This window comes from Paludisphaera sp. (assembly GCF_037189885.1).
Classification (GTDB): Bacteria; Planctomycetota; Planctomycetia; order Isosphaerales; family Isosphaeraceae; genus Paludisphaera.
Map to the genome: position 1 here is coordinate 196,485 of NZ_JBBCIR010000004.1, position 12,501 is coordinate 208,985.

At 70.7% G+C, this 12,501-nt stretch carries 6 protein-coding genes; 1 reads left to right on the forward strand and 5 read right to left on the reverse strand.

Translation table 11 applies throughout. The features are described 5' to 3' along the window. Window positions 1–59: 59 nt before the first annotated feature. From WG209_RS01430 to WG209_RS01450, 5 genes are all read right to left on the reverse strand, one after another. A complete protein-coding gene (locus WG209_RS01430; protein ID WP_337173204.1) occupies window positions 60–2,411 on the reverse strand; it encodes a c-type cytochrome domain-containing protein in 2,352 nt (783 codons plus the stop codon). A 68-nt stretch (window positions 2,412–2,479) separates the two neighbouring features. After that, a complete protein-coding gene (locus WG209_RS01435; RefSeq protein ID WP_337173205.1) occupies window positions 2,480–4,984 on the reverse strand; it encodes a DUF1549 domain-containing protein in 2,505 nt (834 codons plus the stop codon). A 58-nt stretch (window positions 4,985–5,042) separates the two neighbouring features. Further along, window positions 5,043–7,511 carry a peptidase gene (locus tag WG209_RS01440; protein WP_337173206.1) on the reverse strand — a complete coding sequence of 823 codons (2,469 nt, stop codon included), beginning with the start codon at window positions 7,509–7,511 and terminating at the stop codon, window positions 5,043–5,045. A 119-nt stretch (window positions 7,512–7,630) separates the two neighbouring features. Next, on the reverse strand, window positions 7,631–8,935 hold the full coding sequence (locus tag WG209_RS01445) for a DUF1501 domain-containing protein (protein ID WP_337173207.1): 1,305 nt from the start codon (window positions 8,933–8,935) through the stop codon (window positions 7,631–7,633). 262 nt (window positions 8,936–9,197) lie between these two features. Next, window positions 9,198–10,553 (reverse strand): sn-glycerol-1-phosphate dehydrogenase, encoded by a 1,356-nt coding sequence (locus tag WG209_RS01450; RefSeq protein ID WP_337173208.1) that lies wholly within the window; start codon window positions 10,551–10,553, stop codon window positions 9,198–9,200. A 1,064-nt stretch (window positions 10,554–11,617) separates the two neighbouring features. Here WG209_RS01450 and ispE point away from each other — a divergent pair. Continuing rightward, window positions 11,618–12,496: a 4-(cytidine 5'-diphospho)-2-C-methyl-D-erythritol kinase gene (gene ispE, locus WG209_RS01455; RefSeq protein ID WP_337173209.1), complete on the forward strand. Its 879-nt coding sequence runs from the start codon at window positions 11,618–11,620 to the stop codon at window positions 12,494–12,496. Window positions 12,497–12,501 lie beyond the last annotated feature (5 nt).

The window sequence follows — 12,501 nt, forward strand, 5'->3', positions numbered from 1 at the left end:
GGGGCTTGTAGGGGCATTACTCCTGGGCTCCCTCGTCGCAATGAGAGGGCGCCCCGGCGTCAATCCTTCACGGAGGCCAGCCCCGGCGGCGTGGCGGGGGGCGTGCGGTCCTTCTCGACGGAGAGGAGTTCGATCTCCGTCTTGAGGGCCTCGACCTTCGCCTTCGCCGCCTCGGCGAGCCCGGTTTTCTCGGCGAGGGCCTTGTCGGCGGCGTCCTTCGCGGCGACGGCCTGGTCGAGCTTCGCCTTGAGGTCGGCGGCGACGGCCGCGGCCTGCTGGGCGGCGGCGCGGGCATCGGCCAGCGCCTTGTCGGCCTCGGCCTTCCCGGCCTCGGCCTGCTTGACGGCCTCGGTCGCGGCGGCGACGCCCAGCGCGGCGGCCTTGGCCTTCACCTGGGCGGGCGGGACGGCCGCCGGCGCGGCGGCCTTCGCGGCGGTTGCCTGCTTCACCGCCGTCGCGGCCGCCGAACGGGCCGTCGCCGCGGCGGACAGGGCCTGGACCAGCTCGGTCGCCTTCTGGGCCTGCTGGATCAGCTCGTCGGACGCCTTGGTCGTCGCGTCGGGGTCGGCGGCGGCCTTCAGCGCCTCGGCCGCGGCGGCGAGCCCGGCGTCGAAGCCCGTCTTGTCCGCCAGCACCTTCTCGACGGCGGCCTTCGATCCCTCCAGCGCGGCGACCGCGGCCTGCTCGGCCGCCTCGGCGTCGACGACCGCCTTCTCGGCGGCGGCCTGCTCCTCGCGGGCGTTCGCCGCGATCCGGTCGGCGGCCTGGGCGGTCGCGGTCGCGTCCTGGGACGCGGCCGCGTGGGCGGTGGCGGCGGCCTCGCGCTCGGTCGCGGCGGCGGCCAGCCTGGCGGATTCCTGCTCGGCGGCGGTCAGCGCGGCCTGGGCCTGGGCTTGGGCCTCGGCGGCGGCCGTCGCGGCGGCCTGGAGCGGAGGGAGCTGAGCGGCGTGAGACTCGGCCTCCGCGGCCGAGGCGGCCTGTTGCTGCCGAGCCTGGTCGAGCCGGACGGCGATCGGGGCGGGGTTCGGGGCCAGGTTCGCCAGGAGGCGGCCGTCCTTGGCGTCGCGGAGGGCCACGGCGCCGGACCAGTCGGAGGCGACCACGGCGGCGCCGTCGTGCGTCAGGGAGACGTCCAGGGCGATGTCGGCGAAGGGCTCGAAGTCCACCTGCTTGTTGCCGTTGGCGTCCCACATCCGGACGACCCGGTCCCGACCGGCGGTGGCCAGCCGGCCGTCCTTGGCGAACTCGACCGACGCCGCGCCGGGGGCGTGCGCGGCGATGTTCTTGATGGCCTTCCCCTCGTTCATCTCCCAGAGCTTGACCGTGCCGTCCTCGCTGGAAGACGCCAGGACGTTCGAGTCGGCCCGCCAGGAGACGTCGGTGACGGCGGTCGCGTGGCCGCGAAGCTCCAGGTATTCGCGGCCCGTCTCGGCCTCCCAGACGTACAGGCCGTTGGAGCGGTCGCCGGTGGCGAGCAGGACGCCGTCGGGGCTGAACTCCAGGGCGGTGATCCAGTCGGTGTGCTTCTTGATCTCGTAGAGCGGGGAGCCGTCGGCCGTGTTGTAGACGCGGACCATCCGGCCGGGCCCGCCGAGGGCCACCTTGGACTGGTCGGCGCTGACGTCGGCGGCGAGGACCGAGTCGTACTCGCGGCCGACCTCGAAGACGCGCTCGCCCGTCTTCACGTCGAAGCCGACGGCGATCCCCGACTGACCGCCGCGACCGCCGCCGACCAGCAGGAGGTCGCCCCCCCGGCTGAACTTCAGGCAGTGGATGGTCCCCTCGGGGAAGGGGAGCACGCCCATCAGGTGGGCGTCGGTCGTGCGGTAGAGCAGGACCTGCTTGTGGCCGCCGACGGCCACCAGCGGGGCCCAGGGGCTCGCCGCGAGCGCGACCACCGCGCCGGGGTCGGCGTCGGCGATGAACGGCTCGGTCGTCAGGTCGACCGGCATGGCGGGCTCGCCGGCCGGCTTGCCCAGGGCGTCGGGGTCGAGCTTCAGCTCCATCTTCGGCTTGGCCTTGGCCGCGACCTTGCTGCCGGCGCTCTCCAGCGCGCCCCCCTCGATCCACTTGCGGATCACCTCGATCTCGGCGTCGGGGATCTTGCCGGAGTTGGGGGGCATCGCGGGCTCTTCCTCGTGGAGGACCAGGAGGAGGAGCGAGCTGTTGTCCGGGTCGCCCGGCTCGATCACCGCGCCGGAGCCGCCGCCCTGCATCGTCCCGCCGAAGGTCTCCAGGTTCAGGCCGCCCCGGGCCTTGTCCGGGTTGTGGCAGGAGCCGCAACGGTTGCGGAAGATCGTCGAGACCTCCCCCTCGAACGTGATCTTGGCGCCATCCTCCGCGCGGGCCGTCGGGGACGCCGGGGCGATCAGGGTCGCGAGGAGGAGGGCGGTCAAGGTTCGGGGTCGCATGGCGTCGGGCCTCTCGCGGGGTCGGTCGGGCGATGGTCGGGTGGGGACGGCGGGCGTGGTCGGCCGGATCAGTGGTTGAACAGGAACTCGCGGCTGTTGAGCAGCGCCCAGAAGACGTCGCCCAGCGCCTCGGCCTGGTCGGGGGCGTTGGCCAGGACCGGCGTCAACTTGGCGAGTTCCTCGTCCGAGGGTCGCCGCGAGAAGCAGCGGAGGTAGAGGCTGGCGAGCCGCTCCTCGGGCGTCGGGAGCTTCATCAGCTCGGCGATCACGCCCCCCTGCTTGATCTTGGAGTTGACCGTGTCGCCGTTCATCAGGTGGAGCGCCTGCGAGAGCGTCGGCTCCATCTTCACCTCGCAGGAGCAGGGGGTCTCGCGGGTGGCGCGGCCGAACGTGGTCAGGAAGTACGTCGAGCTGTTCCCGTCGGCGATCTGCACGGCGCGGGCGCCGACGGGCAGGCCCTGGAACTTGTCCTTGGTGTTCGTGACGTGGCTGATCGTGTCGAGCAGGCTCTCGGCCTTGATCCGACGCACCAGCGCGTGGGCGAAGTTCTTCTCGTCGGCCTGGTTGCTCTCGTTGCGGCGGGTCGATCGCTGGTACACCTTCGAGGTGCAGATGTCCTTCACCAGCGCCTTGAGGTCGTACTTGCTCTCCGTGAACCGCTGGGCGAGCGCGTCGAGCAGCTCGGGGTTGGACGCGGGGTTGCTGACGCGGAAGTCGTCGACCGGCTCGACGATGCCGATGCCCATGAAGTGGGCCCAGACGCGGTTGGCGAACGACGCCGCGAACCAGGGGTTCCGGGGGGACGCCAGCCATTCCGCCAGCACCTCGCGCCGGTCCTTGCCGGCCGTGTCCGGCTCCTCGGCGCCGAGGAACTTCGGCTTCATCACCCGCCCGCCGACCGGATGCGCCATCTCGCCGCCGCCGGAGTTGAAGACGACCAGCTCGCGCGGGTCCTCCCCCGCCTTGCGGCCGATCTGCGAGAAGAACGCCGCGAAGCCGTAGTAGTCGTTCTGCGTCCAGCGGTCGAACGGGTGGTCGTGGCACTGGGCGCACTGGATCCGCATGCCCATGAAGACCTGGGCGACGTTCTCGGTCAGCGGCAGCGTCTCGGTCGTCGTCTGGTAGAAGTTCGTCGCCGGGTTCTTGAACGTCCCGCCGTTGGCCGAGAGCAGCTCCCTCGCCATCTCGTCCATCGGCATGTCGTTGGACAGCTTCTCGACGAGCCAGTTGTAGTACAGGAACATCGACTTGTAGCTGACGGTGATCGTCGTCCGGATCTGGAGCAGCTCGGCCCACTTGCTCACCCAGATCTCGGAGAACTCCTTGCGCTTCAGCAGCTCGTCGACGAGCTTCCCGCGCTTGTCGGGGTCGTCCGAAGCCGTGAACGCCTCCAGCTCCTCGACGGTCGGCGTCAGGCCGACGACGTCCAGGAAGACGCGGCGGGCGTAGGTGGCGTCGTCGCAGACCTCGGAAGGGGCGATGCGGAGCTTCTGGAGCTTCGCGGCGACCAGCTCGTCGATGTAGTTGCCGGTCGACTCGTCCGGGTAGGTGAACTCCAGGCCCTTCGGGAGGACGATGAACTGGCTCCCGACCGTGTGGACGTCGTAGCGGGCCATCACGAACGCCTCGCCGCGGTCGCCGGCCACGACCAGGCCGTCCTGCGACACGGCGGCCGAGGTCTCGTTGTTGGACTGGAAGAGGGCCAGCCCGGTCACGTCGCGGTCGGTCCCGTCGGAGTACCGCGCGACGACCGTGAGCTGCTGCCGACGCCCCTTGCCGTCCATGACGGCCTTCTTGGGATAGAGCTCGACGGAGACGACCGTCGGGATCTTGGAGACGTCGTCGTTGGGGGCGCCGTTGGAAATCCACTCGTGGAGCGCGTTGTAGAGGTCGTCGCCCACCTCGAACCGCTTGCCGCCGGTGTGCGGGACCGCGCCGATCGACTTCTCCAGCACGGTACTGTCGGCCGGGACCGCCGTGTTGATCCGGCGGCCCGGCATCTCGCGGGTGAGGCGGTGGTGGTCGCCGTCGGGGTCGAACCCGAAGATCGACAGCCGGAACCCGTCCTTGCCGCGCGCCGAGCCGTGGCAGCTGCCGGTGTTGCAGCTCGCCCGGAGGAAGACGGGCATGATGTCGAGCCGGAAGCCCAGGGGGTCGGAGGCCGTCGCCCTGGCGACCTTCACCGGGACCGTCGCCGACTTGTCGCCGAAGGCCACGGTCAGCGTCGTCTCGCCGTCGACCCTCGGGCGGAACGTCGCGCCCTGGCGATCGACGAGCGTGGGGTCGGCGAGCGTGTACGAGGACTCGCCGGTCAGGTCGTGCGTGAGGCCGTCCGAGTAGAAGCCCAGCACGACGAGCGACTGGCGGTCGCGGGCGGTGGTCAGGTCGATCGCGGCGGGGTAGACCTGGATCTCGACCAGGCCGGCGGTCGGGGCCGGCTCGGGGGCGAACGGCTCCTCCGGGAGGTCGGCCAGGGGGGCGCCGGCCGCGGCCCCCAGCGTGAGCGCGCCGAGGACCAGGCTCGTCAGTGTCCCCCGGAGCGCCCGGGTCAAGGCGGCGATCGGCGTGTTCATCGTGAAGGCGTCCTCATCGGGGTCGGGGCGTCCGGTCCTCGGGCGTCGGGCGGGCCGGTCAGGGGGCGGGGGCTTCGGCCGCGGCCTGCTGCTGCTTCTGCTTGGCTTCCAGCCGGAGCTTCTCCAGCCGGCTGAGGGGCTTGGCGGGCGCCTCGGCGGGCTTGGGCGCCTCGGCGGCGGCCGGCGCGGGGGCGGGGGCGTCGGCCTTGGGGGGGAGGGGGGCGTCGATCTGGAGCGTCCCCGACCCGATGTTGTGCGTGATCGGCTCGCCGTCCTGCGTCACCACGACCTGGCAGAAGAGCGCCGCGTGCTTGCCGACCGGCGAGGCCGCGTCGGTCTTGATGCGGAAGATCAGGTCGGTCGTGTCCTTGGTGATCGTCTTGGCGTCGGTCGTGGCCTTGTTGGGCAGGCCGATGAGCGTGACGGTGGCCTCGCCCGGGAAGTCGACGTTCTTGGCGACGGTCACCGCCATGTCGGTCTCCTGGCCCTGCTCGACGCTCGCGGCCTGGAAGCCGAGGCCGAGGTACGGGGCGGCGACGGTGAGGTCGGCGAGCTGCGAGGAGACGGTGATCGGCCCGGTGGGGCCGGCGGCCGTGCCGTTCACGACGATCTTCCACGTCCGCAGCTCGGCGTTGCCGTCGGCGTTCACGGGGATGACGGCCTCGTCCTGCCCCTCGGGGATCGCGACCCCGCCGCCGGAGCCGACGCCGGGCGGGTTCCACGGCAGCGAGACCGCGATGGCCGCCTTGAAGTCGGGCTTGCGGGTCGCCTTCACCTTCAGGCCCATCTGGCCGCTCCGCACGAGCGGCACCTTGGGCTGGACGACCTCGATGGAGAACGGGGCCTCCTCGGTCGCCGCCACGGCCAGCCGGTCGACGGTGCGCGACCACAGGATGACGCCGGCGTTGCTCGGCAGCAGGACGAACGACGACAGCGCGCCGAACTCCGACTTCACCGCGACGTTCGGGTCGACCGACTTCCCCGTCACCGTGGCCAGCGCCCCGGCGGGGGCGGCGTCGGGCTTGGCGGTGAACAGGATCGGCACCAGGGCCTGGCTGGCGGCCAGGGGAGGGATCTCGACCTCGACCCCCGGCGGCAGGCCGGCGACGTCGAACTGCACCTCGCCGCCGAAGTCGGCGCGGCTCCCTTGCAGCAGGATCGCCTGGCGATTCCCCTTCGGGACGGCGACGGCCATGATCGGCGTGCCGAGCATCATCTGCTCGGCCGGGGTGGAGATGGCCAGCTTCGGCTCGGGAGCCGTCACCTCGATCCGATAGACGTAGTCCTCGCCCCCCTTCTTGAGCTGGTCGGCGATCCAGACGACGTACTCGCCGTCCTCCGGCAGGGCCTGGCGGAACGCGCTGTCGGGCCCGGCGGCGTCGTCGCTGCTGGCGATCGCCCCGCCCCCCTTCTTGGAGAGGTACAGGACCGAGTCGATCGGCGAGCGGAGCTGCCGGCCGTAAACCTTGAAGTCGAACACCTGGCCCTTCCGGCCGGTGAAGACGAAGTGGTCGACGTCCCCATTCTTGGCCAGCACGCCGTTGAGGGCGGCGGGGGCCGTGAACGGCGTGGCGGCATTCTGATCGTCGTTGGGCTCGGCCTCGACGACGTTCTCCAGGTCGGCGAGCCGGAAGGCGTTCGGGTAGGGGGAGAGCCCCCGCTCGTCCTGGCGCTGGAGGCCCCAGCCGGAGCGAGCATCGGCCGGGAGGACGACGTCGGACGTCGCCTCGCCGGCGGGGTCGCCGATCCATCGCACCGCGATCGACTGGCCGGGCCGGCCGCCGGGGGGGAAGACGCCCGTCGCCCGGGGGAAGTCGCCGACGTGCAGCCGGTAGAGGCACGAGCCGTTGCCGGCGTAGGCGCTCTCGCGCACGGCGATGACGTACTTGCCGTCCTCCGGCGCGAGGATCGACGCGAAGGCGTCCTGCCAGAGCAGGGCGGCGTCGTCGCTGGAGGCCAGCTCGAACCGCTTCGTGTCCAGGATCGCGACGTGGGGGTCGAACAGCGTGATCCCCAGCCGCCAGCCCTCGACCTCGGCGGTGATCCGCTCCCCCTTCTTGGCCTCGACGACGAAGTAGTCGATGTCCTCGTTCTCGGCCACGCCGTTGACGACCGAGTTCATCGCGATCGCCTGCGGGGCGTCGAAGTCGTTGTTGGGCTCGGCCTCCTGGACCTCCGGCATCGCGCCGACGCTGAACCCGCGCAGCTCGCTCACGCCGGTGGCGGTGCGGACGCGCAGGTCGTGGAAGCCCAGCGGGGAGTCGGCCGCGATCTTCAGCCTGGCCTTGAAGCTGTTGTCGTCGACCTTGGCGATCTCGCTCGCCTCGATCCCGGGCTGATAGAACAGGACCTCCTGGGCGTCCCCCAGCCGGGCGCCGGAGAAGACCACCTCCACCTCGGTCCCGCGCTGGCCGCCCATCGGCCGGACGGCGCCGAGGCTGGGGGTCGAGGCCAAGGCTGCCGGTGCCAGCGTCAGGAGCGTCGCCAGCGTGGCGAGGAGGGAAGAGGCGGGGCGGGCTCGTCGCATGGTGGGGATCTCGGGGGGGGATCGGTCGAGGGCGGGCTCCGACGGGACGCGCGATCGGATGCCGGCGGGCGCGCGGCCGACGGCCCCCCGGGGGAGGGGGCCGCGCGGCGCCTTTCGCCTCAGGCCAGCAGTTCCTTCACGACCTGGCCGCCGTCGACGATCTCGATGGGGCGGTCGCCGGGGGCCATCAGCTCCTTGTCGGCGACGATGCCCATCATGTGGTAGACGGTCGTCGCCAGGTCCTCGGGGCCGACGGGGTCGCGCTCGGGCTCGGTCGCGGTGGCGTTGGAGGCGCCGTGGACGTACCCGGCCTTCGCGCCGCCGCCGGCGAGCACCACGCTGAACACCTTCGGCCAGTGGTCGCGGCCGCCGTCCTTGTTGATCTTCGGGGTCCGGCCGAACTCGCTGGAGACCATCACCAGCGTCCGCTCCAGCATCCCCTGGCGGTCCAGGTCGCGGATCAACGCGGAGAACGCCTGGTCGAACGGGGGCATCTGGTTCTTCATGCCCGGGACGATGTTGAAGTGGTGGTCCCAGCTCCCGTACTCCAGCGTCACCATCCGGACCCCGGCGGCGACCAGCCGTCGGGCCATCAGCATCCGCTGGCCGGCCGGGTGGCGGCCGTACTCGTCCCGGATCGCGGCCGGCTCGGCCTCGATGTTGAACGCCTCGCGCGCCTGCTGGGAGCTGACCAGGCTGTAAGCGCGGTCGTAGAACGTGTCCATCGCCGCGATGTTGTCGCTCTGCTCGCGCCTGCGGAAGTAGTCGTTGACGGCGTCCAGGACGCCTCGCCGGGCGTTGGAGCGGCCGTCGTCGATCCCGGCGGGGAGGTCGAGGTCCTGGACCTTGAAGCCCTTGGACGCCGGGTCGCTCCCCAGGCTGAACGGCGAGAACGCCGAGCTGAGGTAGCCCGTCCCCGCGTAGACGTTCGGGGCGCGGGGGATGCAGACGTACGGCGGCAGGTTGTTCCTCGGGCCGTACTCGTGCGAGACCACGCTCCCCATGCTCGGATACACCAGAGCCGGGCTGGGCCGATATCCGGTGAACATGTTGTGCGTGCCGCGCTCGTGGGCCGCCTCGCCGTGGGTCATCGACCGGATGACGCAGAGCTTGTCGGCGAGCTGGGCGGTCTGGGGCAGGGTCTCGCTGAACCGCTCCCCCTCGATCTTGCAGTCGATCGAGCCCATGTCGCCGCGATACTCGATCGGCGCGAACGGCTTGGGGTCGAACGTCTCCTGGTGGGCGATGCCGCCGGGCAGGAAGATGTGGATCACCGAGTCGGCCGTGGCCGCGATCGGGTCGTAATGCTTCTGGTCGGCCCGGGCGCGGCCGCGGAGCAGGTCGGCGAGCGTCAGGCTACCGATCCCCAGCGCCCCCACGGTCAGGAATCCGCGACGGCTCAACGGGCCTCGACATTCGGCCATGGGAAACATCCTCCAGGGGACCGGGGGCGGGATGCGAACCGGGCGCGAGGCCCCTACGGCGGCGAGACGGAAGGCGGCGGCCGATGGCGACCGCCGTCGCGCGGAAATCCTCCCCCATCCGCCCACGCCATCCCGGTGCCAGGATTGCGTTGATGCCTGGGAGCAGGTCGAATTTTTATCAAACAGGCCAATCGATCCGCAAGATGCTACGGGGACGAATCGGACGCCGTTGGCGCTAATTTCGAAATTCCCGAATCGCGACTCACGCCCCCAGCCGTCCGCCCGCCGCGAAAATCCCGTCCATCGCGGCGTCGAACAGCCCGAGACGCCGGACGACATCCAGGTTGGTGAAGCGTCGGCGGATGTAATAAGCCTGATCATAGGCCACGCGTAGCCGGTCGCGCGAGATGCCGACCCCTTCGGGCCCGGTCGGGCCGCCGACGGCCCGAAGGCGTTCGCGAACGTCCTCGAACGGGATGAGGTGCTCGGCGAGGCGTGCTCGCAGGTCGGGCCACGCGTCGCGCAGGCGGACGAGCTGATCGCGCAGCTCGTCCGGCGCGGGGTGTTTCGCGCGGGTCTCCTCGATCGCCTTATCCGCCAGCGCCCCCGGCCCGAACAACTCCAGGATTCGCGCCTCGACTCGGTCGAACTCCGGCCAGGAGGCGACCGCGAGGTCGAGATCGAGAGCCTCGACATTCTGGTCGAGCAGGAATTCGTGCAGCGCCGTCGACGCCAGAGTCCCCACGGCGACCTTGAACCCGTGCGAAGGCGCAACGCCCTCGTGAGTATGGTCCTGCATGTCCCAGAGGTGACTGAACTGGTGGTCGGCGCCCGAGGCGGGCCGGCTTGTCTGGTGCGCCTGCATCGCGAACCCGCTCATCATCAGGCCGTCGATCAGGTTCGCCAGCGCGGCGGGCTCGTTCCGCGCCACGCCGGACGGGTCGGCGACCCACGCCTTGAGGCTCCCGTGGACCGTCTCCCAGACGCCCGGGTCGATCGGCTCGACGCCGAGGGCGTCGGCCAGGATCCAGTCGGCCCCGGCGACGTTCTTCGCCAGGAGGTCGGCGTAGCCCCAGGCATTCATCGGAGATGGGGCGGCGGCGATCACCTCCAGGTCGGCGACGACCGCGCTGGGGGCCGGGCAGTCGAAGGTCTGCTTCGACCCATGGCGCGTGATCGACGCCCCGAACGCCGTGTAGCCGTCCATCGAGGCGGCCGTCGCCACCGCCATGTAAGGGCGGCCGAGGCGATGCGACGCCAGCTTGGTCAGGTCGTTGATCGTCCCCGAACCGACGGCCACCGGCACCGCGTCGCGTCCTCGCAACCCCTCCTCCAGCCGTTCGACGTCGCCGAACTCGGCATGCACGTCGGGGCCGAAGACGAACGGCTCGACGAGCGCGGCCCCGGCGGCTTGGAAGGCATCCAGCACGTCGCGGCCGGCGGCTTCGAAGGTGTTAACGTCGGCGACGATCGCCGCCGGGACCTCGCCGAACGTCGCGGCGAACTCGGCCGGCGTCGCCCGACGGACTCCCGCGCCCACGGAAAGCCGTCGCGTGTCCCGCGCCGCGAGGAGGGCCTTGTCGAGTTGGAAAGCGTCACGGCGCGGGATCTCTGGCATGTCGGTCTCGCGGCTCGGGTTGGTCGGAGTCGGCCGAAACGGCGGGCGCGGCCCGTCGAGAGCATGGTCGGGCCGAACCGCATCGGACTCGAATCGACCCATCGCATCTCCAAGGTAGGCCGGGCCCTGGCATTGCGTCGAGACCAGGCCTAGACGGCGACAGCCCACCGCGATGTTGTCAGGCGCGTGCCCGGGACGTTGTCCACGAGGTGACCCGCCTGTGTATCGCGAAGGAGAATTTTCGAGTTGTCGTATGGTGTTTACCGCCCAACGATTTATGGAAATTGCACCGGCCCCCGAACGCCAGATAATGGTGCCCAGCATTCTCTGGACGCGGTTTGTATAGCACTACATGGTGGAGAAACGCGTATCGCGTAGCCCTGGCGATTGGAATGGTGACAAAGCAACGCCTGGAGAGCGACGAGGCCACGATGGGGTCGCGCTCGTCCGTATCCCGACCGGGCGTGGCGAGTTGGCCTGGGGCGGGCGGCGAAAAAGTCATTCGAAAATGACGAACGAAGCCAACTCGTATTGGTTGCAATGATTGATCAATTGGGGGTTTACGACGAATAGAAGCGAGAATCGGGCGCGCGAACGAAGCCAACTTCGGGGATCGTTGGCGGGGCGAGGCTCTCCGACACGGGGCGGGACTTCGTGACCGGGAGGCGAGGCGAGGCGTTCCGGCGGCGCGGCCTTTCCATCGGTCGATCCATCGCGGCGAGAACGGGGAATGCGTGGGGTGCAAGCTCGGAAACGGCGTCGTGGCGGGGCTTTGAAAAAAAGTAAAAGTCCGTCGTCGTGAATGCCGACGGGATTTCGATTTACGGGCCGAATCGCTCTTGCCCGGATCGGGGCGACGGGATAGAAACTGCCGCACGACGGGGCCCGGAAAGGCCCGAAGCGAAGAGGACGACCGCCTTGACGACCGACCGCCGCCATTCAACCTGGTTCGCGAGAGTGCCGACCTCGGCCGTGGTCCCCCTCGTTTTCGACGCTCTCGACGCGGCTCGTGAATCCGGCCCTCCCGCTCCCTCGCGGGCGGGGGGCGGGGGAGCGGCCGCGTCATGATCGTCCGTCCCATCGCCGACGGCGTGGAAGCCCTCGCGCCGGCGAAGCTGAATTTGTTCCTGGAGGTGCCGAGGCGCAGGCCCGACGGCTACCACGAGGTGGAGTCGCTGATGGTGGCCGTCGACCTGTTCGACGAGCTGACCTTCCGCGACGACGAGTCCGGGGCGATCTCGCTTCAGTGCGACGACCCGAGCCTCCCGGTCGACGGCCGGAACCTGGTGGTCCGCGCGGCCGAGGCCTTGAAGCTGGCCGCGGGCGTCCGCTCGGGGGCGAGGATCACCTTGAAGAAGGCGATCCCGGCCCAGGCGGGACTGGCCGGCGGTTCGAGCGACGCGGCGGCGACGCTGGCGGCCCTCGATCGCCTCTGGGGACTGGGCATTCCCCCGGGACGGCTCGCCGAGCTGGCGGCCGGGATCGGCAGCGACGTGGCCTTCTTCCAGCACGGCCCCGCGGCGGCTTGCCGCGGCCGGGGCGAGCTGGTGGAGCCCCTGACCTTGCCGACCTCCCTGACCTTCGTCCTGGTCGCGCCCCGAGTCGGCCTGAGCACGGCCGACGTCTATCGACGATTGACACCCCCCGAGACGCCGCGTCCGATGGGCCCCGCCCTCGACGCGCTGGCGCTCGGGGACCCAGAAGCCCTGGGCCGTTGCCTGTTCAACAGGCTCCAGCCCGTCGCCGAGGCGATCCGACCGGAGCTGGCCTCCGTGAGGGACGCCCTGGCGGGATTGAGCTCGCATCTGTGCGGGTCCCTGATGAGTGGCAGCGGTTCCGCCTACTTCGGCCTCGCTCGCGACGCCGAGGACGCGGGACGCGCCGCGGACGTCCTCAAGCCGCTCGGACTAGGATTGGTCCGGGTCGTGACCTGCGGCCCCTGAGCAGT